At 67.6% G+C, this 23,534-nt stretch carries 26 protein-coding genes and 5 pseudogenes; 14 read left to right on the forward strand and 17 right to left on the reverse strand.

Annotated features, from left to right (window positions below; genetic code table 11):
- Positions 1 to 1,043: 1,043 nt before the first annotated feature.
- The 3 genes from ABFX50_RS48635 (at position 1,044) to ABFX50_RS48645 (ending at position 2,060) form a co-directional block, all read left to right on the forward strand.
- Entirely contained in the window at positions 1,044 to 1,277 is a 234-nt protein-coding gene (locus ABFX50_RS48635) for a hypothetical protein (RefSeq protein WP_346157629.1), read from the forward strand.
- Positions 1,278 to 1,476: 199 nt separating this feature from the next.
- The gene (locus tag ABFX50_RS48640) at positions 1,477 to 1,653 is read left to right on the forward strand and encodes a hypothetical protein (protein WP_346157631.1); all 177 of its coding nucleotides are present in this window, start codon (positions 1,477 to 1,479) and stop codon (positions 1,651 to 1,653) included.
- A complete protein-coding gene (locus ABFX50_RS48645) occupies positions 1,650 to 2,060 on the forward strand; it encodes a hypothetical protein (protein WP_346157632.1) in 411 nt (136 codons plus the stop codon). Before ABFX50_RS48640 ends, ABFX50_RS48645 begins: the two co-directional genes overlap by 4 nt.
- An 81-nt stretch (positions 2,061 to 2,141) precedes the next feature.
- Here the strand turns inward: ABFX50_RS48645 and ABFX50_RS48650 are convergent, their stop codons facing one another.
- A complete protein-coding gene (locus ABFX50_RS48650) occupies positions 2,142 to 2,345 on the reverse strand; it encodes a plasmid pRiA4b ORF-3 family protein (protein ID WP_346157634.1) in 204 nt (67 codons plus the stop codon).
- A 635-nt stretch (positions 2,346 to 2,980) separates the two neighbouring features.
- Between ABFX50_RS48650 and ABFX50_RS48655 the strand changes: the two genes are divergently transcribed.
- A complete protein-coding gene (locus ABFX50_RS48655) occupies positions 2,981 to 3,802 on the forward strand; it encodes a hypothetical protein (protein ID WP_346157636.1) in 822 nt (273 codons plus the stop codon).
- Between the two features lie 55 nt (positions 3,803 to 3,857).
- On the opposite strand, the gene ABFX50_RS48660 is transcribed toward ABFX50_RS48655, so the two are convergent.
- The 3 genes and pseudogenes from ABFX50_RS48660 to ABFX50_RS48670 form a co-directional block, all read right to left on the reverse strand.
- Positions 3,858 to 4,109, reverse strand: a complete 252-nt coding sequence (locus tag ABFX50_RS48660; protein WP_346157638.1) for a hypothetical protein — start codon at positions 4,107 to 4,109, stop codon at positions 3,858 to 3,860.
- Between the two features lie 220 nt (positions 4,110 to 4,329).
- Positions 4,330 to 4,668 (reverse strand): annotated as a pseudogene (locus ABFX50_RS51650) (MFS transporter); the annotation flags it as partial.
- 344 nt (positions 4,669 to 5,012) lie between these two features.
- Entirely contained in the window at positions 5,013 to 5,402 is a 390-nt protein-coding gene (locus ABFX50_RS48670; RefSeq protein ID WP_346157642.1) for a RidA family protein, read from the reverse strand.
- Between the two features lie 66 nt (positions 5,403 to 5,468).
- Here ABFX50_RS48670 and ABFX50_RS48675 point away from each other — a divergent pair, with 66 nt between their 5' ends.
- On the forward strand, positions 5,469 to 6,071 hold the full coding sequence (locus ABFX50_RS48675; RefSeq protein WP_346157644.1) for a CGNR zinc finger domain-containing protein: 603 nt from the start codon (positions 5,469 to 5,471) through the stop codon (positions 6,069 to 6,071).
- A gap of 163 nt (positions 6,072 to 6,234) precedes the next feature.
- Complete coding sequence (locus tag ABFX50_RS48680) at positions 6,235 to 6,417, forward strand: hypothetical protein (RefSeq protein ID WP_346157646.1); 183 nt, start codon at positions 6,235 to 6,237, stop codon at positions 6,415 to 6,417.
- A gap of 90 nt (positions 6,418 to 6,507) precedes the next feature.
- On the opposite strand, the gene ABFX50_RS48685 is transcribed toward ABFX50_RS48680, so the two are convergent.
- From ABFX50_RS48685 to ABFX50_RS48705, 5 genes are all read right to left on the reverse strand, one after another.
- A complete protein-coding gene (locus ABFX50_RS48685; protein ID WP_346157648.1) occupies positions 6,508 to 6,684 on the reverse strand; it encodes a hypothetical protein in 177 nt (58 codons plus the stop codon).
- Between the two features lie 11 nt (positions 6,685 to 6,695).
- Positions 6,696 to 7,124 carry a hypothetical protein gene (locus ABFX50_RS48690; protein WP_346157650.1) on the reverse strand — a complete coding sequence of 143 codons (429 nt, stop codon included), beginning with the start codon at positions 7,122 to 7,124 and terminating at the stop codon, positions 6,696 to 6,698.
- Positions 7,117 to 7,383: a hypothetical protein gene (locus ABFX50_RS48695; protein WP_346157654.1), complete on the reverse strand. Its 267-nt coding sequence runs from the start codon at positions 7,381 to 7,383 to the stop codon at positions 7,117 to 7,119. Before ABFX50_RS48695 ends, ABFX50_RS48690 begins: the two co-directional genes overlap by 8 nt.
- 273 nt (positions 7,384 to 7,656) lie before the next feature.
- A complete protein-coding gene (locus ABFX50_RS48700) occupies positions 7,657 to 7,899 on the reverse strand; it encodes a hypothetical protein (protein WP_346157656.1) in 243 nt (80 codons plus the stop codon).
- Complete coding sequence (locus ABFX50_RS48705; RefSeq protein ID WP_346157659.1) at positions 7,896 to 8,744, reverse strand: alpha/beta hydrolase; 849 nt, start codon at positions 8,742 to 8,744, stop codon at positions 7,896 to 7,898. The genes ABFX50_RS48700 and ABFX50_RS48705 overlap by 4 nt, the downstream gene beginning before the upstream one ends.
- A 112-nt stretch (positions 8,745 to 8,856) precedes the next feature.
- On the opposite strand from ABFX50_RS48705, the gene ABFX50_RS48710 reads away from it, so the two are divergent.
- Both ABFX50_RS48710 and ABFX50_RS48715 read left to right on the forward strand, forming a co-directional pair.
- On the forward strand, positions 8,857 to 9,345 hold the full coding sequence (locus ABFX50_RS48710; protein WP_346157660.1) for a MarR family winged helix-turn-helix transcriptional regulator: 489 nt from the start codon (positions 8,857 to 8,859) through the stop codon (positions 9,343 to 9,345).
- Positions 9,346 to 9,597: 252 nt separating this feature from the next.
- A complete protein-coding gene (locus ABFX50_RS48715) occupies positions 9,598 to 9,930 on the forward strand; it encodes a hypothetical protein (protein ID WP_346157664.1) in 333 nt (110 codons plus the stop codon).
- 415 nt (positions 9,931 to 10,345) lie between these two features.
- Here ABFX50_RS48715 and ABFX50_RS48720 read toward each other — a convergent pair.
- A pseudogene (locus ABFX50_RS48720) lies at positions 10,346 to 10,748 on the reverse strand (helix-turn-helix domain-containing protein); the annotation flags it as partial.
- Here ABFX50_RS48720 and ABFX50_RS48725 point away from each other — a divergent pair.
- On the forward strand, positions 10,747 to 11,280 hold the full coding sequence (locus ABFX50_RS48725) for a hypothetical protein (RefSeq protein ID WP_346157666.1): 534 nt from the start codon (positions 10,747 to 10,749) through the stop codon (positions 11,278 to 11,280). The pseudogene ABFX50_RS48720 and the gene ABFX50_RS48725 overlap by 2 nt on opposite strands.
- A gap of 871 nt (positions 11,281 to 12,151) precedes the next feature.
- Here ABFX50_RS48725 and ABFX50_RS48730 read toward each other — a convergent pair.
- The 3 genes and pseudogenes from ABFX50_RS48730 to ABFX50_RS48735 all read right to left on the reverse strand — a co-directional run bounded on the left by ABFX50_RS48730 (position 12,152) and on the right by ABFX50_RS48735 (position 13,872).
- Positions 12,152 to 12,511, reverse strand: a complete 360-nt coding sequence (locus ABFX50_RS48730) for a hypothetical protein (protein ID WP_346157668.1) — start codon at positions 12,509 to 12,511, stop codon at positions 12,152 to 12,154.
- An 85-nt stretch (positions 12,512 to 12,596) separates the two neighbouring features.
- A pseudogene (locus ABFX50_RS51655) lies at positions 12,597 to 12,965 on the reverse strand (MFS transporter); the annotation flags it as partial.
- Positions 12,966 to 12,996: 31 nt separating this feature from the next.
- Entirely contained in the window at positions 12,997 to 13,872 is an 876-nt protein-coding gene (locus ABFX50_RS48735; protein WP_346157671.1) for an alpha/beta fold hydrolase, read from the reverse strand.
- 84 nt (positions 13,873 to 13,956) lie between these two features.
- Here ABFX50_RS48735 and ABFX50_RS48740 point away from each other — a divergent pair, with 84 nt between their 5' ends.
- Positions 13,957 to 14,532 carry a CGNR zinc finger domain-containing protein gene (locus tag ABFX50_RS48740; protein WP_346157674.1) on the forward strand — a complete coding sequence of 192 codons (576 nt, stop codon included), beginning with the start codon at positions 13,957 to 13,959 and terminating at the stop codon, positions 14,530 to 14,532.
- Positions 14,533 to 15,170: 638 nt separating this feature from the next.
- Entirely contained in the window at positions 15,171 to 15,422 is a 252-nt protein-coding gene (locus ABFX50_RS48745) for a hypothetical protein (RefSeq protein ID WP_346157677.1), read from the forward strand.
- 601 nt (positions 15,423 to 16,023) lie between these two features.
- On the opposite strand, the gene ABFX50_RS48750 is transcribed toward ABFX50_RS48745, so the two are convergent.
- Positions 16,024 to 16,992, reverse strand: coding sequence for a helix-turn-helix domain-containing protein (locus tag ABFX50_RS48750; protein WP_346157679.1), 969 nt, complete (start codon positions 16,990 to 16,992; stop codon positions 16,024 to 16,026).
- A gap of 87 nt (positions 16,993 to 17,079) precedes the next feature.
- Between ABFX50_RS48750 and ABFX50_RS48755 the strand changes: the two genes are divergently transcribed.
- Complete coding sequence (locus tag ABFX50_RS48755) at positions 17,080 to 18,261, forward strand: MFS transporter (protein ID WP_346157681.1); 1,182 nt, start codon at positions 17,080 to 17,082, stop codon at positions 18,259 to 18,261.
- A gap of 41 nt (positions 18,262 to 18,302) precedes the next feature.
- Here the strand turns inward: ABFX50_RS48755 and ABFX50_RS48760 are convergent, their stop codons facing one another.
- Positions 18,303 to 18,455 (reverse strand): hypothetical protein, encoded by a 153-nt coding sequence (locus ABFX50_RS48760; RefSeq protein ID WP_346157683.1) that lies wholly within the window; start codon positions 18,453 to 18,455, stop codon positions 18,303 to 18,305.
- Positions 18,456 to 18,476: 21 nt separating this feature from the next.
- Between ABFX50_RS48760 and ABFX50_RS51660 the strand changes: the two are divergent.
- Positions 18,477 to 19,202: pseudogene (locus ABFX50_RS51660) on the forward strand (IS5 family transposase); the annotation flags it as partial.
- A gap of 1,212 nt (positions 19,203 to 20,414) precedes the next feature.
- On the opposite strand, the gene ABFX50_RS51665 reads toward ABFX50_RS51660, so the two are convergent.
- Together ABFX50_RS51665 and ABFX50_RS48780 are read right to left on the reverse strand one after the other, a co-directional pair.
- Complete coding sequence (locus tag ABFX50_RS51665; RefSeq protein ID WP_379506911.1) at positions 20,415 to 20,759, reverse strand: transposase family protein; 345 nt, start codon at positions 20,757 to 20,759, stop codon at positions 20,415 to 20,417.
- Between the two features lie 433 nt (positions 20,760 to 21,192).
- Positions 21,193 to 21,582 carry a hypothetical protein gene (locus tag ABFX50_RS48780; RefSeq protein ID WP_346157690.1) on the reverse strand — a complete coding sequence of 130 codons (390 nt, stop codon included), beginning with the start codon at positions 21,580 to 21,582 and terminating at the stop codon, positions 21,193 to 21,195.
- A gap of 675 nt (positions 21,583 to 22,257) precedes the next feature.
- Here ABFX50_RS48780 and ABFX50_RS51670 point away from each other — a divergent pair.
- Positions 22,258 to 22,527, forward strand: a pseudogene (locus ABFX50_RS51670) (transposase); the annotation flags it as partial.
- Between the last annotated feature and the right edge of the window lie 1,007 nt (positions 22,528 to 23,534).

The following is a 23,534-nucleotide window of genomic DNA, read 5'->3' on the forward strand; positions in this document are numbered from 1 at the left end:
CCCGCAGGAACAACTCCCACAACTCATCAGGCACCAGCCGTCGAAGGAACGCATCCACGAACGGTCTAACGATCAATCTCCAAATGAGTCACGGTCTCAGCCGTGGACATATCCACTCGCATCCAGCAACACCCATCTCCCGCAGCCCGCACCCCCACCACGATCGGCTCGCCTTGCATCTGGCCGGTCCGATCAACGAGCCGGCTGCCCACGTCTCCATGGTCCTTTGCCTCGGCAACAGGCTACGCGCCCGTATTCGACCGAAATGTCGCCTTTCAAAGAACTCGAACCATGGGGGCCCTGAGCTCAATGCACCCGGAGTTCGCAAGGCGCGGTCATCGGCTCTTCTTCTGGAGTGGGTGGCCGTCGTCTGGATCAGCCCGGCGCTGTCATGGTCCGGGTCTGCGGTGCTATCGCCGCCGGTGCGCCAGGCGAGCGGCTGGTCCGAGACAGGTCGACTGCGATGGTGCGGGCCGTTTGGGTGCGAGTCGGTCGCGGCGCTGTGCGGCGATCTCGGGCTCGCTTGTGACTTTCGGGGCTTACGACCTCGTGCATGGTTGGCCGTGGCCTGCGGCACGAGTGATCGTTGATCTACGTGTGGCGAGGATTGTCCGGCGTGCGATTGTGGTGAGCAATCGGCGTGTCACCGGGTTGCCGGTGGACGTGCTGCGGAGTTGGTGGCCGAGATCGGGCCGCGATGAGAGGCCCAATGGCAGGCAGAGCTGCACGGCAGACCCCGTCGACGCCGGATCGGGCAGGCGCTCGACACAAGCTGGTCTTCGGCCCCCGGCCAGGTTCACCATCTTGGCCGAGGCGATCGCTACCTGGGCGACAACGACCAGACGGCCCTCTTGGACAAGGGCCGAGATCCGTGTCCGCCCACCGGCGGCCGGCACCGCGGACGCCGAGATCGACATCATCACCTCCAACGGGCTCCCGTCCGCGCGAGCCGCGCTCTCGAACGGGTCCGTGGACGTCGTCTTCACACGCCCTGGAGGCCCGCTGGAAGACGACCTGGTGTCCACGCCGCCTACCTGGAGCAGGTGCACCTGCTGGTGAGCCGCGACCATTCCCTGGCCGGCCTGCCGCAGGTGGAGACGAGGCGGCTCACGGTGATGACCGTGTGGATGCCCGGCAACGCCGCCGACAGCGAATGGGCCGACTTCTGCAACCTCTTCGGCGCCGAATTCGGCGTCCGCGTCGACGCTTCAGGCCCCGACTTTTCCGGCATATACCGGCCGCCGCCTTCAGGGTGCCCTCAAATCCGCCTCCGCTGACGCCGTCGAGCCGGACTGGATCGTGTTCCGGGCCACGACCTACGATCAAGGCGCGGTACGCCTAACGGTCGCTCCCGAGAAGCTGGAGAAGACCCGTTGACCGATCGCGAGGCGCGCTCCCAGGGGTCGCTACAAGCTGTCTGCGGCTGCGTTGACGATCTGCTGGATGCCGCTCGATGGTCGCGGGTACGCTGACGATATGGACGAGCAGCAGATCGGCCCCGAAGAGGAGCGCAGGGCGTACCCGGAGGAGCGGCGTCAGGCGAATCTGGACTTGCTCCGCCATATCATGGGCGGGGAGCCGCCTGTCGAAATGCTGGAGCTGGCCCGTCAGCGTGACGAAGAGTTCGCGGCTCGTCGCTCGCACGCCGCGTGATCGGTCGTGTCCTTGACTCCACGGCACTAATCGCGTGGAGCCGCCGCACATCTCCCTATATCGATGCCGCTATTTGGTCGCGCGCAGGACACACCGACTACATCGTCCCGATTGTCACCACCGCGCCGGCACTAACGGCCGCGCTCGCGCAGCTTCCGGATTCGGCCGTACCTGTGCTGGAGTCACTGCTACGCATGGACGATGTGGCCCTCGTCGACAGCCTCACCCAAGGCAGCGCTCCCGGTGTGGATGAGATCCTGCGCGCGGTCGGCCCGTACGCCGAACAGGCGGTGACCGCCGCGAGCGTCGTCCACGCTGCCCGGCGCCGCGGTCTGCCAGTACTCACGGCGAACCCGTTCCCGCTCCAGCAGCTTTGGAGCGGGGTCGAGGTCGACCTGATCCCGTAACACCCCGGCTGCCGCATCGGCGGACAGGCGAGCGAATTTAGCCGAGCCAATCCCCGGTTCGGGGGGTCGGTTCGGCCAGCGTCACGCTCGTCTCGTCCGGGCGTGGTCGCCGTACTCCAGGTCGCCTTTGCCGAACAGGTGCAGGTGGTGTTGCTCCCAGCCCATCGCGACTTGGATGACCTTGTGCAGCTGGTCCAGGGTCGCCGTTGACGGCACATGGACGCGCCGCCAGACGGGCGGGTGAAACCCGCGCAAGGTGACGTTCAGCTGGTGGACGATCCCCACGGTGACCCCCCTGTGCCCATGGCGGCCCTTCCCTCGATGTGTCCGGCGGCGATGGGCGCCACGATAGCGAGGCGCGCCCACCCAGGCAGTGTCTCGGCGACTTGGCCGCAGGCCTCGCAGGGTGAGGTTCAAGGGCCGAGATGGTTCGAGCTTCTTTGAAAGGTGATGTTTCGGGCGAATGCGGGCGCGTAGCCTGCGGGCCGAGACAAAGGACCATGGAGACGCGGACGGCCGGCCTCGTTGGCCAAGACGGTCAGGTTGAAGCCGAGCCGGTCGTGGCGGGGTGCGGGCGCTGGATGGATGGGTGTGGCTGGATGTGGCCGGGGCCGAGTCGGCGGGCAGGCAGATGGCCGGGGGCGCGGAAGCCTACGGCGCGGCCGTGGAGCGGCTGTCTCACGGTTTTGCGGTGTCGGGCCGGTGGGCCCGGACGGAGAGCTGGTATCGGCGTTGAATGAGTTCACCAGCGCGATGGTGGAGGCGGCCGATCAAAGGAAGCGCGCCTACGATGCCACGGCCTCCAGCATGTCCCAATCGGTGAACGCTGTAAGGGAGGCCGACACAAGCGCGAGCACGGTGGCCAATACCGTGGTAGCGGAGGGTTCAGTAGCAGGCAACACCGTGGCGGGGGACGCCTGATGGCGATGACGCTCCCGCAGGAGCTCACATGGCTCGCTTCGGTGACCGGCGCCACCGCGATATTCCTGTGGGATGAGGACGCGCTGGCCGGCCCGAACGGTCTGGCCACACACCTGCACACCTTTCTGAACCAGGTGGCACCCGGCGTGCACGAGACCAACGCCGCCGCGGCACGCTATGCCGCCGCCGCCAGCGGAGCGGAATCCGATGCCTTCCCCCAGCACTGGAACGCCTTCACCGCGAGCACAGAACCCGGCGACGCAGGCTCTGGTGACACCGGCGGTACCACCGACCCCCTCCAGATCGCCGGCTGGGCGGTGGTCCTGTTCGGCCTGGCCGCCGGTGGCGTCATCTTGTTCAAGACCGGCGTCTTGGCCCGGCTGGCCTGGTGCGCTCAGCAGATGGCTGCCAGCGCCGCAGCCGGACCCGGCGGCGCCCTCACCGCCGCCCAAGCCGTCGCCACCATCCGCGCCGCCAATGCCGTCACCAGCCGCCAACTTCGGCAACACCTCGAGGAGAAGCTCGCCCTCATACTCCGCCGCTACAGCGCCCTACTACACGGCCGACGCCCCGCCCTAGACGGTCAGGACGGCTACGGCAAGCTGCCTACACCTGCCAAAGGCGGCGACCGCGCGGACATGGGGCGGCGCCGCGATGAGATCCGGGAGGAACAGGAATTGGCGGCATGGCGGCAGCAAAAGGCCGACAACAACGCCAACGATGGGTATCCCGAGGCGGCAGAGCAAAGCCAGCGAATGGCGGACCTGCACCAAAAAATGGCCGACGACCTGAGGAGGCTGGACGAGCAAGAGGGAATGTAAGCCAAGGTGCGCAGGAAAGGGTCCAGTCGCTGGAAGACTGTTCACGCCACCAAGATCACTTCCTGGCGTGGTGTGGTGCGGCAGGCGCCTGTGTGGACGAGTGCGAGACCCTGGCGCCGGACACCGAGCGGGCCCGGAAGATCCGCAGCGGCATCAGCGGTGCCCGCGCGAATCTGGCCTGCACCAGGGCGAATGTGGCCAGCGCCAGCACTCCCACGCCCATCGGGATCAGCGTGCGCGCCGAATCCCAGCCGTACGCGGGGGTCTGCAGCACCTCGAACTCCAGCGCCGACAGCCCCACCGTCACCGTGATCGCACCGGTCAGGTCGAGCCCGCGGGTACCGACGTCGCGGCTCTCGGCGAGTAGACGCAGCGCGGCGATGATCGCGACCGCCCCGATCGGTGCGTTGATCAGCAGGATCCAGCGCCACGAGAGGTAGTCGGTGCGCAGCCCGCCGGCGAGCGATCCCGCCGCCCCGCCCGACCGCGCCCCAGGTGGCGATGGCCCGGGCCCGCGCCGGCCCGGCGGGGATCGCGGTAGTGAGGATCGTCAGCGTCGCCGGGGCGACCACGGCCGCACCGAGCCCCTGGATCGTCCGCGCGGCGATCAGCAGCTCCGGGGTGGTGGCGAGCCCGCCGGCCAGACCGGCGATCGCGAACACGGCCAGGCCTGCGGCGAAGGTGCGCCTGCGTCCGAACAGGTCGGCTGTCCGGCCGCCCAGCAGCAGGAACCCGGCGAAGGTCAGGATGTAGCCGTTGACCACCCATTGCAGTCCCTCGGCACCCAGGCAGACCAGGCCGACGATCGGCCAGGCGGGGGCGGGCGGTTGGGCGGTGCTCCGCGCGGACGGTGGCGCATCAGCCACTTTGTCATGATCCGAGATCTTGTTAATTGTTCAGCGGGACTATGGCTTCGTGATGTGCAGTCGTTAGGAGTCGCGAACGCAGCAGCGATGTCGGCTCGCTTCACGATCCGACACCATGAGCCGCTGCCTGGTGCGGGCCCAGCGCACGAGTTTGCGGGGCAGGAAGCGGGACCGGCGGCTCGATCGCCCGCCCGGACGGGCATCTGCCGCCTCCGGTTTCGAGCGCGCATGCACGGATGACCTCCTCCGGCCGTCGCTGTTGGGTCGCACTCAGCATCAAAGCGGGCCAACCCGACGACCGGTGGATGGTGCCGCCCCTGGAAGTAGCCCCCGCCCCGGGGGCGTCACACGACGGCGACGGCGTCGATCTCGACGAGGAACCCGGGGCCCAAGCCGGCCACGACGTGGACCGTGATGGCCGGGGGCGGGTCGGCCCGGTTCCACACCTCCTGGAAGGCGGCCACACCCTCGTCGAAGGTGTTGCCGTCGACCACGGCGATGCGCCAGTGCACGATGTTCGCCAGGCTCGCCCCCTCGCTGTCCAGGATGGCCGCGAGGTTGCGGAACGCCTGCCTGGCCTGCTCGCCGACCGTGGGACCGACGACCTTACCGTCGGCGCCGACGCCGTTCTGCCCGCCGATGTAGATCGTCTTCGTCGGCTGTTCGACCACGACGGCCTGGCTGAAAGCCGGGCTGCGATGGAGCCCCTCGGGGTTGATGTGCCGTACACCCATGTTCTGCCTCCTCCGACGGTGAAACCAGTTAAAGCGGTTTTGCTTGACACCAGTTATAGTGGTTTCATGCGAGCGAGCGCAATCGGACGGGTACTGCACGATCCCAAGGGCGGGTCGTTCAGGTTCAACGCCGGCGCCGTCTGCCTGGACTTCGCCCACACGGGCGGCGAGGGCCAATACGCGATATTTGAGAGCCTCCACGAGCCTGCCGACCTCGCTGAATGGCTCGCCCAGCCGCCACTGGCGGCAGTCATGACGGCCACCGTGACCGCCCGCGAACTGACCGCGGCCAAGGCCCTGCGCCAGGCGATCTGGGACGCGGCGCACGCCCGGGCGGCGGGTCGCCCGCTTCCCGCGAGGGCGGTCGCGACCATCAACCGGGCCGCGACCGCGGCGCCACTGATCCCCGAACTCGCCGCCGACGGCACCACCGCCGGATGGGCGCCGCCGGTGCGGGCCACGCAAGCGCTGTCAACCCTGGCACGGGAGATGATCGAACTGCTGTCCGGGCTGCTCGCCGAACGCATCCGTGAGTGTGCCAGCGACAACTGCCCGTTGGTGTTCGTCGACACCTCCCGCCCCGGCGCCCGCCGCTGGTGCGCGATGGAACGCTGCGGCAACCGCCACAAGCTCCGTGCCCTGCGCGCCCGCCAGGCCATGGAGCCGTGACATAGCCTCAAACGCGGCGAGCCCTGGGTGCCTCGGATTGCAGCTTGCCGCCGCAGAGCAGGGCCTCGATGCCGACCTCCGCGTCGCTCTTGGCCATGGGCGTTTTGATGGTGGTGGCGGCGAAGTCCTGTCGGCGAGGGCCAGCACGGGGTGGGTCTCGGCGGTGATCTGGTCGACCAGCCCCTGGTGGCGCTCGACCCCGCGCCGCTGCTCGGCCGCCAGGCGGGGCTCGGCGAGGAGCTCGTTGTCGACGGTCGTCTGGGAGAACACGGTCTTCACCCGCGCCACCGTGGCGTCGTCCAGCACGTACGGCTTGGCCAGGCCGCTCGCCCAGACCGGGCCGTAAGCGCCAGGGGGTGGCCGCGCCCGGCGCAGGCCACCCCCTAAGATCAACCGCCTGTGCCGTCTCCCTGCATGGAGCGCGGCACAGGACCTGTCAGGGCGTCAACCCCAACTCGCGCAGTTGCGCGGGCTGTAGCGGCCGCCAGGACAGGTAGGTGGCAGGGTCGGCGTAGCGCCGCGAGCCGGCGGGCAGGCCGACGTCGATCACCCGATCGCCTGGGCGCACCCTCGAACCGGCGTGTGTCAAAAGGTTGGGCGAGTCGCTGGTCATAGCTGCCCCGTCTACTGGTCGGGGTCGGCGATCACGATGAAGTACAGCGGGTCATCCAGGGCGCCGGCATGCTGTTCCCACTGGGATCGATCGAGCGTGATGATGGGGCAAGCGGCCATGTCGGCGAGCGAGGCGACGTGCGCGCGCCAGGGGTTGAGCCCAGTCCGGCTGATCATGTTGGCGAGCAGGTTGGCCTGCTCGACGCCGTCGAGCGCCGCGATCTGGACGTGCTCGAACCCGCTGAGGCCGGACAGCAGCGCTTCGGCGTCTTCTCCGGGCGCGTCCAGGAGGGCGCCCGTGGCCGCCAGGGCTGAGATGACGAGCGGCTGGCCGGCGCGGTCGTAGTCCTGGACGAGCCCAATGAGATCGGCGTCCCCACGGGAGATCTCCGTGAGGACGTCGACGTCGAGGATGTAGGGGGTGGGGACGTGGTCACTCACCTGCGGCCGTCCGGAAGCCCGCGGCGCGGGCCTGGTCGTCGACATGCTTCCTCATCCGCGCGACACGGTCGGGGTCGGCCAGAGCGGCTCGCTCGCGGAGCTTGGCGAGGGCACGCTGCTCGTATCGGCGCCGGGCGGCCATGGCCTCGTTGAAAGCGGCCGACACTGAGTCGGCTTTGCCCGCGTCGACCAGGTGCTCGGCGTAGGTGGCGAGATGTGGGTCCACGGTGATGGTGATCCGCTTCTTTGTGTCGCTCATACTCGGATCATACTCGCGTGGTCGTAGTCCGTCAGGGCGTTGGAGGCTGCTGTCGCGCCTGCTTCCTCGATCGCCGTGGTGCGCCCTGCGGGCGGCTCACTCCCTCGCGGGAGGCGAGCGTGGCGAGCGCGGACACCGTGATCCCGAACTAGAGCAGGACAGGGGCGCCAGCCCGGCCGGTGCCGCCCTGTGGATCACCTGATCCCAGCGTGTTTCACCGGCCGGTGCCCGCATCGGCGTCCACCCGGACGGCGCTCATCCGCGCGGTGGTGATCAGCATTCCGCCCTCGGCGGCGACGGCCGCCAAGGCATGCCCCCGGTGCCCTGCACCCCCACCGGGAGCCCGCGCTCCCTCGCGTAGCTCACCGCCGCCTGCACGTCGGCGGGCCCGGCGGCGCCCACCACCAGGTCGGGACGATGCCGGCGAGCGGTCTGCCAACCGGCGCGTTCCTCGTCGTACCCCTCGTCGCGGGGCGCGAGTACCGGCCCCATGACCTGATCGGCCAGCCTGTTCATGATCCCTCCTTCTCGCTGCCGAGCCGGGTGGCCAGGAACCGGCCGGCACGCTCCAGCGCCGCTGCCGCCTCGGCCGATCCGTCGTCGAGCTGGAACACGTGCGGTTGACGCGGAGCCACCTCCAACGTCACCGCGACCTCGTCGGCCGCGGCGCGCCCTGCCAGCCGTACTGCGTCGTCCAGCAGGAGCTCGCTCGAGCCGACCTGGATCAGCAGGGGCGGCAGTCCGCTGAGATCGGCGAAGAGCGGGCTCAGCTCGGGCGCCGACCTGTCACTGCCGGCGGTGTACTGGTCGAAGAGCCAGTCGAGATCGGCCGGAGCGAAGAACGGGTCCACCCCGTCCTTGGACCGCATGCTCGCGCCGCTGAGGGTCAGGTCGACCGCCGGCGAGAACAGGACCGCCGCCGCCGGCATCGGCAGGCCCGCGTCCCGGGCGCGCATCATGGTGACGACGGCCAGCCCGGCCCCGGCCGAGTCGCCCGCGACCACCAGCCGCTGCGGGTCGACACCGGAGTCCAGCAGCTCGCGGTAGGCCGCCAGGCAGTCATCGGCCGCGGCCGGGAACGCATGCTCCGGCGCCAGCCGGTAGTCGAGCGAGACCGCCCGGCCGTCCAGGTGCCGCAGCAGCGCGGCGGTGATGTGGACGGTGACACGCGGCGACCCGACCACGAAGCCGCCGCCGTGGAAATACAGCAGCACGTCCTGGCCTTCCGCACTGGGTGCCGCCTTCCGCAGCTCCAGTGCCGGCCGCCCGCCCAATGTCGTCACCGACGTGCCGATATCCGTGGGCAAGGGCCTGGTGAACATGGCCGCGAACTGCGCGCGCTGTTCGGCAACATTTTGCATCGATCCTCCAGAATTTGGTCAAGTAGCCTGACAGTCAGGCCACCTTACCGGCATGATGCCTGATATCGTCAAGCCCCCTGACAAAATTCGCCTGCCAGAGGGACCGCACACGATGACGACGCGATCTGGAACGCCCGAGCGGCAAGACGCGCCCAGCCTTCCGCTCTCCACCCTGCTCACGCAGGCCCGGGACATCGCCCTTGAGGGACTTCACCAGTGGCTGGCCGACGAGGGGTTCGGGGGAATCCGGTACGTCCACGGCTCGGTCTTCCGGTACATCGACCCCGAAGGCTCACGGCTGACCACGCTCGCCGAACGCGCCGGACTCACCAAACAGGCGATCGCCGAACTGGTCGACGAACTGGAGGATCACGGTTACCTCGAGCGGGTGGCCGACCCGGGCGACCGCCGCGCGAAGATCATCCGGCTCACTGACCAAGGCAGGATGGCCAAGCTCGCAGCCGCCCGGTTCTTCGAGGACGTCGAGCAGCGATGGTCTCGGCTTCTCGGTAGGGACCAGGTCGCCATGCTGCGGCACGCTCTGGAACAGGTCATCGCCCTCGAAGCGGTTAGCACTCCGACCGCGTCCCCCCCGCAGTAGGCGTGCCGGCACGGCGCCGGGTGTACGGGTGGATCGCCGGGTCGGCGTGCTGCGACCCCGGCACGGGCACGCTCCCAAGACCGCAGCCCACCGTCTCGACCAGGCCCAGGAGATGTACGACGACGGCACCCACACTGTCGAAGCGATCGCACAGACCTCCCACGTGTCCCGCCCCCACCCTTCTACCGGCACCTCACCGCCCACCACGAGGGCCGCGACTGCGCCCTCATCGTCAACCGCGGAAAGACCGCAATGACCGACACCGGCAACCGCAGGCTCGGCGAAACCGTCGTCGACGAGCAGGTCCCAATCGACACCGACCGCAAATGGTGGCCCATCGCCCCGGACCGCCGCCCTCACCTCAAGGCCATCGTCTACGTCGCAGCCGGAACCGTCGTCCGCGTCCGCGCCGTCGACCCCGACCAAAGCAAATGGCGCGAGGACGACCGTGGCTATTGCGACGTCCCGTCAGCGCGCCCCTCACCGACCTGCAGATCGCCCCAGCAACTCCCCAGCCTGCAACTACGCCCAGGCAACCCGCGCCCTCACACTCGCGGCAAACTCCGCGAATTCCTCCTCCTGTAGCCCGCCCGGCAGCGCAATAGGCCCACGCTCCGGCATCACCACAGGTCACAGCATGCGGTGTGCAAGACCACGCTGAAGTCCCTCGACCGCTTCGTGTGGTGGCGGGTCACCAGCTGGTGGATGACACGGCACCACTGGAGCTGGAAAGACCTACGCCGACGCTTCACCGATCACGACGGCCGGTGGAAACCCCTCACGGCGAACGGGGCCGAACTGTTCGCCCCACAATCGGTCGCGGTCACCCGCTACCGCGACCGGGGCAACACGATCCCCACCCCCTGGCCAGCGAACCACGCCTCAACGGCACGAACCGTGGAGAGCCCGGTGCGGTGAGAGCCGCACGCCGGGTTCGGTGAGCGGCACGGAGAAACGGACCGGTGGCAACACCAGCACCGCGCTCCGTGCCGACTCGACAGAAGGGCCGGTCAGCGGCCAGCCGGTCGATGGGTATGAGCGTGCCGTCCAGCACCACGAAGGCGTATCCCGCTCGCTTGGCGGCGCGTAAGGCTTGATCCAGGCGGGGTGAGCGGCGGGCGAGCAGGGCGACGCCTCGTGGACGTAGCGCCAGGCGGTTGCCGTGCCGATGCCGAGCCCGGCGGCGATCTCGGCGAAGGTCTCGCCCTTGCGCAGGCAGACCAGTACGAGCATGGCCCGTCGGCCCGGGTTGAGGCGCCATCGGGTTGATCTGATCGTCAGGCGGTGCCGGCGTAGCACTCCGGCCAGGTAGTTCACAGTTGAGATGACAACGGCAGCGCGGCACGGTTGGTTCTTTGAAGATTTTGACACGGTGTGACGGTGGCATGAAGATCTAGCGATATGGGTTGGAACACGACGGCACTCTTCGTACATGATCGCTCTGTCGACGATCTGGTTGATTCTCTGGCCGATGTCGTCAGCTGCCTCAAAGACGACCAGCAGGTGACGGCCGATCAGGCATGGTCCTTTTCGCCCGGCGACCGTGTCTATATCGTCGAGACGGCTGGCTGGGCACAGATGTGGGACCCCGATGGCTGGTTCGCCGGCAACGTGAAGGGCTGGTTGGACCGCGGGGGACTGGGTGCGCTCAAGGGAACCCAGGCGCTGGCCGTTCAGTTCTCCAGCGTTATGAGCACCTACGCGTTCTGGCTCTTCGACGACGGCGAGTTGGTCCGCCACGTCTGCTACGAAAACGGCGAACCCTCGAACATTCTCGGCGGAATCGTCGGCGAACCGCTCTCGATCGAGGATCAGGTCGAGTTTCCCTCCTGGGGTCCCGATGAGGACTTTCTATGGAGCGTGATCGAGAACGTGACCGGGCTGACCGCAGATATTAATCAGCAATTCAACGCCTACGGTCTGGTCTGGCATTAAAATTCTATTTTCGGAATTGATCAGCCACTCATTGAGCCCATTCCATCGTGACGCCTGTTACGGAATCACACTGCTGACCCACAAGTGGAAGGCCCCCGGTAGGAGGGGTGTCGACCAAGATCAACCTGTGTGCTGTTCTACCGTGCCGCGCTGCCGTTGCCTGCGCAAGTCCTTCGCCGAGATCGTCGCCGGTTCGGCATCGGCACGGCAACCGCCTGGCGCTACGTCCACGAGGCCGTCGCCCTGCTCGCCCGCCGCTCACCCAGCCTGCGCCATCCTCGTCCTACAACTCCGCGAGGCTCGCCGAAATAAGTTCAATGAATCGAAAATATCTCAGCGAATTTAAGTGGTGCTCCACACTCAATGACATGTTGGCTCACATGTTTTCCGATCTTAATTGAATGCTAGCACTCCGTCGGACGAATATACCAAGCATGCGAGGCGTTGAAGTAATACTCAACGAATCGATCGTAATTCGCCCACACGCACCTAAAGCCATTGTCCGTGTAGCGGTAGTCTACTTCTATGACGATTGAGACATTTCCGCAATTCCAGTAACGGAGAACGGTTACGCCGCTCTCTGAGGCCAGGTAGGCTCCGCACTGCTTTCCCCACGGGGCTTCCATTTTCTGTGTTGCGTGTGCTGGAGGCGCTGAGATGGCGAGAATCCCTACAGCGGTGATGGCGGCGGCTATCTTAGCGAACAGTCGCATTAAGGCTCATCCGTTCCCTGATTATCTCGAAATCCGAATCGGCGTATCTATTATTTTATGAGATGCCATGTTCTGCCGACCTGTTTTTTCTGCCAATTTCCGTCGGATCTGTGCCACGATGCTCGTGGAGGCGCTGCCGCGAGGACGGCTTTCCCTCCCTAGTGGGACAGACCCTTCAGCACACGGAGTTGGGCCCGGTCACCTGGGCCGGCCGCGACGAGTAGCCCCTTCGGCAGGAAGGTAAAGCCATGGTCTAGCGTGATCGCTATGAAGCCGGCGGCTCGGTATCTGTGCTGGCTGGCCTGGGCGCGCCCGCCGAGAATCGAGCCGGCGGCGATGCTGACGTTGAAGGTGATGATGAACAGCGCCGAGGCATCGGTCTGCGCGTTCCGGGCGGCCTTGAGTACCGCGGTCTGCAGCAGGATGGGCAGCGCGGCGTAGGCCGCCCCCCAGAACGCGGTGGCCGTGATGGCCAGGCCTCCTCGGGCCAGGACGAGTGCCGCCACGGACACCGTCATCAGGCCGAGCGCGGACGGCAGCGCCGTTCGGGACGAGCGATCGGCGGTGGCGCCCGCCGCCGCTGCTCCCGCGATGGGTGGCGTAGGCGGCCATCGCCGACCACAGCACGCCATGCCCGAGGCCGGAGATGAGCCGGGCTGCCACGGCCACCGAATAGTTCGGGGCGATGGCCATGAGCAGGTTGCCGACCGCGAAGGCCGCCATGATGACGATCAGCAGCCTGCGACGAGGCCACCGTGAGGTGAGCGCGACCAGGGGCAGCGTCACGATCATGATGAGCATGGCGTATGCCCCAACCAGCAGACCGATGCGCGATTCGGGCACCTGCAGGTCCCGGCTCATCGCCGGAAGCAGGCCCATCGGCAGGGTCTCGGTGGTGATGGTCGTGAACGCGGCGGTGAACAGGGCTGCCAGCCGCAGGGTGGGCCGACGGACTGTGGATGAGGCGTACATGGTCGCGCCCTGTTCTCGTGCGCAGTCCGGCTCAGGTCCAGATGCGGTCGAGGAAACCGGCGATGAGCGGGGCGATGTCGGCCAGATTCTCCTCCAGGGCGAAGTGGCCGGTGTCGAACAGATGCAGCTCGGCGTCCGGAAGATCGCGCAGGTAGGCACGGGCACCAGGTTCGGGGAAGAAGGGGTCGTTGCTGCCCCAGGTGATGAGCGTAGGCGGGGTGTGCTTGCGCAGCCACGCCTGCCACTGGTCGTAGCGCTCGAGGTTGGTGCGGTAGTCGAAGGCAAGTGCGACCTGGGCCTGCTTGCGTCCGGGCAGGTCGAGGAAGTGCTGGTCGAGTGTCCAGCCGTCCGGCGCGATGAGCTCGGGGTCGCCGGTGCCACTTTCGTACTGGCCACGCGTGCCGGGCAGGGTCAGCAGGTCGCGGATGGTGTTCTCGGCGCCCTCGGTCTCGGGTCGCAGCGCGATGAAGTCGCGGGCGCCGGCCGACAGGCCCTCGGTGTAGGCGTTGCCGTTCTGCACGACCAGGCCGGCGATCCATTCGGGGTGCCGCTGCGCGAGCCGGAAGCCCACCGGTGCGCCGAAGTCGAAGACGTACATGACGAAGCGGGACAGGTCGAGCCGCTGGATGAAGCCCTCGGTGGCGTCGGCGAGCCGGTCGAAGCTGTAGGTGAAGCCGTCCGGCGCCTGGGTGTGCCCGAAGCCGGGATAGTCCGGGGCGATGAGCCGGTAGCGGGTGCCGAGGACGTCGATGAGCCGGCGGAACTGGTGCGAGGCCGATGGGAAGCCGTGCAGTAGCAGGAGCACCGGCGCGTCGGGCCGGTCCGGGATCGACTCGCGGTAGAAGATCTTCACCCCGTCGACGTCGATGTGGCGGTGGATGGTGCGGGTGACAACTGGGAACGTCATTTCACATGCCTTCTAGCCGGGATGGTGCATTAGTTGTAGCGATCGGAAGCTAATGCGTCAAGCCGGTGATGTAACATTAGGGCCATGAGTGATCTCGTTCCGCTGACGGGTGAGCCGCTGGCCCTGGATCTGGTCAACACCCGGCCTCGCGCCGCGGACGGTCCGGTCGACCTGCTCGCCACCCCCGCACACCTGCGTGCCTGGCTGGCGCTGCAGGTCGATCGGCTTCCCGAAGCGGCGCAGGAGACGGCGGAGCTCACCGCGGCGGAGCTTGCCGCGGTCCACGCCGTCCGCGAGCACACAGCTGCCGCGATCGCCTGCGCTCGGCGGAATGAACGGCCGCCTGCGGCCGCGCTGGACACCCTCAACCAGGCCCAGCGGGCCGCGCCCGCCATCCAAGAACTGATCTGGGACGGCACGTCGATCGCAGCCGCCCGCCGTCGCGCCGGCTCGCCCGGTCTCCGACTGGCCGCCTGGCTCGCCGAAGCCGCCGCCGACCTGCTGGCAGACCCGGCGATCACGCGTATCCGCCAGTGCGAGGCCCAGGACTGCGTGATGCTGTTCCTGCCCGCCCACCCGCGCCGCCGCTGGTGCTCGGCCGATCGCTGCGGCAACCGCGCCCGTGTCGCGCGCTATTACCAGCGGCACAAGACCACGTAGGTGAGCAGAGCGAAAAGGCCCACCACGCCCAGGTCGCCGGCGGTGAAGCATGCGGAAGGGTGGTCACGGTGCATCGGCCGTCGGCCCGACCTGCTACTGCGCGGCCGAGGCGATCCGCTTCCGGTAGACCCTAGCCGTTCTCAGGGGTGCTTGAGGGTGGCCGGCCTGTCAGGTCGCGGTCTGTTGGTCGTGTTCGCGGAGCATGCGCATGACGGTTGCCGGGACGGATGCCGGCCCTTTTCACGCCCCTGGGGATGACGAGCCGTGCGGCGACGTCGCGCAGGCTGAGATTCTGTCCGCGCAGGTGGAGGCCATGGAGAGCATGCGGTCGTCGGTGACGACCAGCGCCGCCGATGGCCGCCTTCCAGGGTGCGGTCGCGGAGGTATGCGCGTTCCGTCCCGGACAGGGCCGCCAGCACGGTGAACACAACGCCGGAGGGGTTGTGTGAGCCTTGCAGTTCCCCGGTGAGGAACTCAAGCCGACGCCCGCCGCCTTCAGTTCCCCGGCGAGGGTGGCCAGGTCGGCGCCTCGGCCGAAACACGACCGTTCTTGGCGTCACCGGCCGCTGAAGGTCGTCCTCCAGCCACACGCGCCACCGCCCTACTCGCCGACGGGGGCCGCACCCCGGGCGTCAACGATGGGGATCGCGGTCGACGGCCAACTGCTCCAGGTGCGGACGACACGCTCGGACATCGAGGTGATCCTGCATGACGGCGGCGAGCTCGATGCCGTCGTGCGCGCTGACGTCCCGACCGTTCTCGGACTGGCAGCGGGCATGCTCACCCTCAACGACACCCATGGGCTCGTCGACATCGAAGGCGATGAAGCCGCCGCACGAGCCCTGTTCAACCCCGGCATGCCCACACCCGCACGCGCGGCGCATGAGTGACGGGCCAGCCGGCTTCCACGCCCGCGACACCAGGGCCGCCTCGATCTCCTTGGGCAGCAGCGGCTTCTTGCCCAGCCCGGCGGAGCCGCAGCCCGGCGATGTCGCCGACGCTGGCCACCAGCGGCGCCGGTGCTGGCGACGCGGCCGCCGTGTTGCCGGGGGAGAGCACCGCGGTCGGCTCGAGGACCTTGCCCCGCGCCCGCCCGTTCTGGGATTCGGCGGCGGAGGCTGGGACGGCCGGATCCGGAAGCGTGGAGGTCATTGCGGCGACCTCTCGGCTCAGGGCTGATGGGGGATAGGCCACTAATGATTTCACAGAACCAGCACCGGGTCGGGGCCGAGCGGGCCGAAGCTCGAGCGGCGCAAACGGAAACCTGGCATAAGGCTGGTAGATGGCCACTTCGAGCACTGTCGGGTGAACGGCTGAGGCGGCCGTTTGTCGTGGGCTCCCCGGCACCGGGCGGCGGGAACAGCGGCTCGAACGGTCCCGCCGACTCCCGCGTCCACGGCGGGACGGCTCCGCGGCTCCAAGTCTCTGACCCCCGTCGCTGGAGAACAGCAAACCGGATGAGGCATCCGGGTTATGTGGGCTGACCGCCTCTCACGCGCGCGTCTGCCGGAAGGCCCTGCGGTATTCGGTCGGTGTCACGCCGACGGCACGGGTGAAGTGGTGGCGCAGATTGCCCGCCGAGCCCAGCCCGCACTCCTCGCCGACCCGGTCCACGGGCAGGCCGGTGGACTCCAGAAGCTGCCTGGCCCGGGACAGCCGCTGGGCATGCAGCCAGCGCAGGGGCGTGGTGCCGGTGGCGTCGTGGAAGCGCCGGGCCAGGGTGCGGGGGCTCAGCCCGACCTGCCTGGCTAGTTCGGCGACGGTGAGCGGGCGGTGCAGCCGCTCGGCCGCCCACTGCAGCAGGGGGGCGAGGCCGTCGCCGTTGCTGCGAGGCATCGGAGCCTCGATGTACTGGGCCTGGCCGCCCGGCCGGTGCGCCTGGACGACGAGGCGGCGGGCCACCTGGTTGGCGACCTCTGCGCCGAGGTCATTGCGGATGATGTGCAGGCACAGGTCCAGCCCGGCGCTACGGCCAGCGCTGGTCAGGACGTCGCCGTCGTCCACGTACAGGACGGAGGGGTCTACGCGGACGCGCGGGTGGCGGGCGCGCAGCAGGTCGGTGCGCATCCAGTGGGTGGTGGCGGTACGGCCGTCGAGCAGGCCCGCTGCGGCCAGGGCGAACGCGCCCGTGCAGAGCGAGACCATGCGCGCGCCGCGCCCGTGCGCGGCCCTGAGCGCGTTCAGCAGGTCCGGATCCAGCCGGGCGTCCCCGTCCACGTAGTCGCCGGGGAGCGCGGGGATGACGACCGTGTCGGCGTTCACCAGCGCGTCGAGCCCGTACGGCGGCGTCAGCGCGAACCCGTTGCGGGTGCGAACCGAGCCTGAGGCGGTCAGGCGCAGCTCGTACCAGGGGTCGGCGAGGTCGAGCCGCTCCAGGCCGAACGTTTCACAGACGATGGACAGCTCGAACATCGGCATGCCGTCGATCACGGCCAGCGCGACCACTCCAGGGTCCTTCATGCATTTCAGCCTAGCGGCAGGATTTTGACGAAGGGGGGCAGTCCTGCCACTCGTGCGGAGGGAACCGTCTTCGTCAAGGTGAGGTGCATGAACAACATCGCCATCAAGGCCGGGGTCATCGGCCTCTGCCTGGCCGCGTCGGCCATACCGTCCCCGCTCTACAAGCTCTACGCCTCCGCCTGGGCGATCCCCACGCCCACGCTGACGCTGGTCTACGCCACGTACTGTCTTGGAGTGCTCGCGGCGCTGCTGCTGTTCGGGCGGATCTCCGATGCGTGGGGGCGGCGTCCGGTCATCCTGGCCGGGCTGGCCGGACTGCTCGTCTCGCTGGGGATGTTCCTGGCGGCGTCCGGGGTGGGCTGGCTGTTCGTCGCGCGCGGCCTGCAGGGCGTGGCCACCGGCGTTGCGATCAGCGCCGCCGGCGCGGCACTGCTCGACCTGCGTCCGGCCGCCGCCGGGCTGATCAACACGCTGGCCAGCGGGCTCGGGATGGGGGTCGGCGGGCTGCTCGGCGCGGTCCTGGTCGAGTACGCGCCCGCCCCGCTCCTGACGCCCTTCGCCGTGCTCGCGGCGGTGGACCTCCTCCTGCTCGCCGGGGTCTGGCGGCGTCCGGAGACGGTGGGTGCGCGGGCCGGGTTCCGGATGGCGGCGCCCGGGGTGCCGAGGGAGATCCTGGGGTCGTTCGCGCTGTCGGGGCTCGGGGTGACGTCGTCCTGGTCGATCGTCGGGCTGTACCTGGCCCTGGTGCCCGCGCTGGCGCCCGCCCTCATGGGCTCGGCGGGGAACCTTCCCGGTGGGCTGGCCATCTTCGTCATGGGCACGGCCGCCGCTCTGGCTCCCGTCCTCGCCCGTCACCTCCCCTTCTCCGCCGCACGGGGCCTGCCGATCTTCACCCAGCTCTCGTCCGGCATGCTCATCCTCGCCGCCGGCGTCGCCCTGCTGGCTCTGTCGATCTCGGCAGGGAACGCCGCCGGGTTCATCGTGTCCAGCGTGGTGATCGGCCTCGGCGGCGGCCTCGGACTCGGCGGATCCCTGGGGCTGCTGGGCGCGGCGGCGCCGCCCGACCACCGCGCCCGGGTCATGTCCGCGTTCTACGTCGTCGCGTACGCCGCCATCTCCCTGCCCGCCATCGTCGCCGGATTCGCGGTGCGCGCCCTGGGACCGGTGGCCACGTTCCACGTCTTCGGCGCGGTCATCATCGCCGTCGCCCTGGCCACCTTCCTCCTCGCCCGCGTCCGGGCCCGGCGCGCGGTACCGGAAAGGGCGTGAGCTGGAGGCCGCCCAGGAGATGCGCAGAGCTCGCCCGCCGCTCAGCTACTGCTGGGCTGTTGGCGCACCTGGCAATGTTCATGGTCGCCGCCATGGCCGTCGAGATGGAACGCGACCTGATCAGCGAGCGCACCCTGGACCGCCTGGCCGCTGCCCGCGCCCCGCCAGGCTCGCGGCGAGTCCATCACCGCCATCGCCAAGCACCTCGGTGTCGGTGGCGGGTACGGACCGGAGCGCCCTGGCGGGACCTGCCCGAACGCTACGGTCCTTGGAAGACCCGCTAACGAGCGCTTGCGCGCGTGGACCCCGACGGCACGTGGGACTCCATCAAGCAAGCCCTCATGGTCGAGGCCGACCGGCGCGGTGAGCTGGACTGGTGCAGCCAGGTCGACTCCACCATCGTGCGCGCTCACCAGCACGCCGCCGGAGCCCGAAAAGGGGGCTCACCGCTCAGCAGTCCCAGGCCGCGCAGGGGCTGGGCCGATCCCGCGGCGGGCTGAGCACCAAGGTCCACACGATCGCCGACGGCCGCGGCCGGTCGCCGGCCTCGCACCTCACCCCGGGCCAGGCCGCCGACACCCGTCAACACCCGCCACCTGCCGGTCCTGCTCGGCCGGATCCGCGTGCCGCGACCGTGCGGTATCGGCCGGCCGCGCAACAAGCCCGACTCCCTCACCGGTGACAAGGCCTATTCCAGCCGGGTCAACCGCGCCCTGCTGCGCCGCCGCCAGATCCGCACCACCATCCCCGAACCCCGCGACCAGCAGGCCAACCGCAAGCGACGCGGCCGCTCAGGTGGGCGCCCACCCACCTTCGACGCCGACCACTACAAGCGCCGCAACCAGGTCGAGAGGGGCTTCCACCGGCGTAAACAGTTCCGCGCGGTGGCCACGCGCTACGACTGTGAGGATCAAAACGTGCCGCTTCGGGCCGTGGTCTGACCCGCGCTACGACTGACCAGGGCGTCTTTAGTTTGATCTGTCGACCACGGCTTGAGGTGGCATTGTTGCCGCCGAAGCTCGCCACCCACTACACCGCCACGATGACGATCGCCGAGATCATCGACTGGCTACGAGCTCAACCCGACCGATCTCAATCATGATCGACCGGACACGCCGTACGGCGGTTCCGGCTGTGGTTGGCAGCGAGGCTCCCGGTTAGGCATCGGATCTTGGTCGACTGCTGTCTTACCGCGGGAGCCTCCTCTCATCCGCCACCGCTCTGCACACCCATCGTGACCAGCGCCATCAGGTTGGAAAGAGCTCACGGGGGCATCGACACCGACGCATGTACGGTCATGGAGCAGGTGGCTGGAAACCGATGATTATTGTCAGAGTTCCGTGTTGTCGGCAGGGCGCGGCTCGGCTTCGATAGCTGGAAAGATTAGGCCGACCGAAAGGCTAGCGTAGTGAACCTCCGAAAGATCGCTGTCTCCTTCGTACTCGCGGGTGCAGCGCTTGCGACTTCTGGCGGAACGGCGTCTGCAACCGCAGACCCTGTAACAATCCAGGGCTACTATTACGTCGCCGCAACCTACCCGAACACCCCACAGGGCTGGCGGGACTGCGGAAACGCGACAGTCAACGTCAACCAGGGCCACTGCAAACTCGATAGCGAGACGGGCACGTGGGTCAACCTGTGGGCCTGGCACTACTAGTGTTCTGCGCCTGAATTCCTCGGCAATATCGTGCGAGGGATTCGAGGATCTTTTCACCGCTCTTCTTTCAGACGAACGGGCGTGGGTCGTCGTTCCGCTGGTCGACTCAGGCGCGATGCCTTTCCCCAAGCCCTGCACGCTCTTGTCCAGCCCAGAGCTTGATTGCTGAGTCCTGTGGGTGCCGTAACTGGCGCAGATCAGGTAGATGTCCAGTTCGGCCAACCGCATCTCGTCGACGTTGGCCCGGAACGAGAAATGCTTGAAACCTGTAGATCGGCGTACCTTCCCGATGATCACATGAAATCTCAAGCATGATCGACCCGCCAACGTCGGTCGGGATGGCAGCGGTCAGCGTCCCCTGTCCGGAATGGCTCTCTCGTGCCGGGGTAGAAGTATGAAGTTGTTCGTGGCGGCAATGCCGGTTTCACCCTCGTTCGACACGCCGAACGGGGGCATGACTGGCAGAGCCGGGACCGCATCGATTACTGAGCGCTTTTCATCCTGCTTCGCGGAGTTGCAAGACGAGATGCCTTTGACGAGCTGCAAGAAGAGGGCAGCAGCGTAGTTTGCGGAGGATACGCCGGGTCTTCAACTGCGCATTCGCGCGTTCCCCCGGTCCGCGGAGCCTGCGCCATACGGTGGTGGCGCCGACGGCGAAGCCCGCCGCCAGCTCGATGAGCGTCTCGCCCTTGCGCAAGTGGACGAGTGTGAGCATGGCCTGCTGGCCGGGGTTGAGCCGGCGCCAGCGGAAGCCGATCTTCTTGCGGTGCCGGCGAATGATGCCGGACAGGAACGTCAACGTCCGGCGTGACAACGGCAGCGCGGCACGATGGAACAGCACGCGAAACTCCTGGAGATGCTGTTGTTCTTGGCCGACAACGCATCTACCAGGGGCTTCTCTGCATGTAGATCAAGTCCCGGGGCCTGCAACAGTCTGTGACCCGGCACCTCAGGATGAAAAAGCTCACTGATCTGTAGCTTCTGTTCATGCACTCGGATTTAGATGGATTGCGCAGCTTTTGGGTCGGAGTCGCTCCCGGCTGTTGCGGTCTCGATGTAGGGGATCTGATGCCCTCTGGGTGTCCTTCCTTAGATCTCCAGGATGGTCGGATGGATGCGGGTGCCGCGAGGCGGCTGTGGAGGGTGAGGGGCGCGGCGTGGTTGTGACCCTCCCTCAAGAGCTTGCCCCACTCGCCGAGGCGACCGGCGCTCTTGAGGTGTTTTTATGGGATGAAGGTCAGCTCAAAGCCCTCAGCGACCATCTCAACGCCTTCCTACAGCAGGTGGCGCCCGGCGCGATCGAGGCCGACGTTGCCGCGGCCCAGTTCGCCGAAGCCACCGACGGACAGCTTTCCGAGGCCTTCGTTCGGCTTTGGGACAAACTTCCCGAAGGCGATCTTGAGGTCGCCGCCCTTGCGCTCACCCTCCTTGGCGTCGCGGCTAGCACCGTTGGCACTGTAAAAGCCCTCACTCTGCTCCGGCTTGCCTGGTGCCGTCAACACACCGTCCTCGTCAGCGCAGGCGGACCCGCCGGCGCCCTTGCCGCCATCCAACCGATCCTCGTCACCCGCGCAACTAACCTCGTCGCTTGCCGCGAACTTCTCGGCCACCTCGGTCTGATCGCCCGAAAGTTTCGTGAACTCGCTGGCACGCTCGTCGACCATGGCCGCACCCGCCTCGCGGCCGCAGGCACCTACAGTGGCATGCCCCTCGACAAGCCTGTCATAGGGGGCGATCAGATGAACATGGGCTGGCTTGGGTTTGGAAGCAGTGCAAATCGCGCCCGTCCGCCACTTGTAGAGAGTGCAGGCTGGGGAGGTTGGACTGCCACATGGCCACGGGATTCGTTGGCCGGTGTGATGATGGAGAAGGAGGGGAGAGGCGTAAATGTCAGTTATCTGGCTCGGGGAAAGAATCCACGCGGGTCTGGTGGGCAGATGCTCGCTGATACCCTGCGGGCAGCGGGCATTCACCGTCCGACAGCGATTCGCATAAGCGAGATCACCAATAGAGAGACTCAGGAAGCTCTCATCCGCGGGTTCTCGCCTGGAGAAACCAAACTCGGCAAGACACTACGGCGAACCGCAGCCGAGCTCGGGGGAAGAATTACAAACTGGTCTAGCGGAGACGATGGGTTGCCGTGGATAAAGGCGCAAATCAAGTATTGAAAGAGAGATAAGTTTCCGTCGTGACGTTTTGAGATGAGCGGGTGGGTTCGGAGGGCTAGCGCAAAGCTGGGTTCTCCACTCGACAGCGCACCGAACGCCGCTGCCGATGGCGGCAGTTAAATCCGGCCCAGCACCCGGTTTCGCCGTTGGCACCGCGACGGCTTGGACGGCGAGATTGCCAAGATCCTGGACGAACAGGTGAAGGTCTTCCGCACTGAGCCCTGGACGGCGGCCGTATGCGTTCGTGTGGCCGGACGCGCTGACCCAGAAGGCCCGCGAGGGCGGGCGGATCATCAACGTACACGCCATCTTCGACCAGCCCACCGCCGAACCGCGCTCAGCACGCCTGGGTGATCGACGCTTTGGAGGTGAAATCCGGCCGTGTGCGAGCACCTGGACGCCGCCCGCGAGGAGCTGCTGGCCTTCGCCGTCTTCCCTCAGTGAGCCTGGCGGTGCAGGCCTGGTTCACGTGTCAGGATTGTCTTGTGCTGTCCGGACAAGGTCCCGGCCCGAGGTCCAACCGGCCATGCTGCCTTGGGATTGACCTGCCGATCCTTTGCTCCGGACGGCGCTCGCTGGCGTCGGACAGGCCGACGAGTCCCGATAGGGCCTTGCTGCTCAAGGCCACCATCACAGTTATGACCACCACGCTGGCCAGACGACAGCCATCTGTTCACAGGTCGTTCAAGGAGTCAGATGACCATCGTCAGCATGTCCGAACCCGACCGAGCACCAGGCCGAAGAGATCGTTCTCGGCGTAGACGCGTACAAGGGCGACCGGTGTCCGGGTCGCCGCCTTTTCGGTGAGCGGCTGGCTCCGCACCCCCTTCAAACGACATCGATTCCGCCGCGCCTGCCACGCAACCACAAGCCGCGCTTCCTCCATGCCACTCCGGCGGAGGTGCGGGACCTGTTGCAGAAGATTGCTGGTCAGCACCTCCTGGAGTACCGCGACACGGCCGAAGCTCTTGAGTGGCGACAGTCGGCCAGGACGACTGAACCGGCCTAGCTCTGCCGCTCGCTGTTTACGGATGGGACAACCGTCCTCCAGCCCGCACACTGCCGAATTGCTCATATAGAGATCAAGGCGGCGGCTGCGCCGCCGCGCCCGCGCGGCCCTCCCCGCGCGAGCTGCGGCCTGGGGGCCGGTCTCGCGCGGGAGCCGCGCGGTCAGGGGTCACAGTCAGCCAATCTGATCACAAAGACAGGCAGCAACCCGAGGTACTGCGAAGAGTGGCGGAAGGTCAGAACATGCCTCCGATGGGGAACTCGGCTCCGGGATGATCGCGCCGACCAGGTCGGTAGTCAGTGAGCTCTTTTCATCCTGACGGCGCTGGTCACGGTGGGTTCATGTAGAGCGGTGGCGGATGAGAGGAGGCTGCCGATAAGACAGCAGTCGACCAAGATCCGATGCCCCGACCGGGAGCCTCGTTGCTGTCTTACCGTGC

Origin of the sequence: Nonomuraea recticatena, from assembly GCF_039533245.1 — a bacterium.
GTDB classification, from domain to species: domain Bacteria; phylum Actinomycetota; class Actinomycetes; order Streptosporangiales; family Streptosporangiaceae; genus Nonomuraea; species Nonomuraea roseola.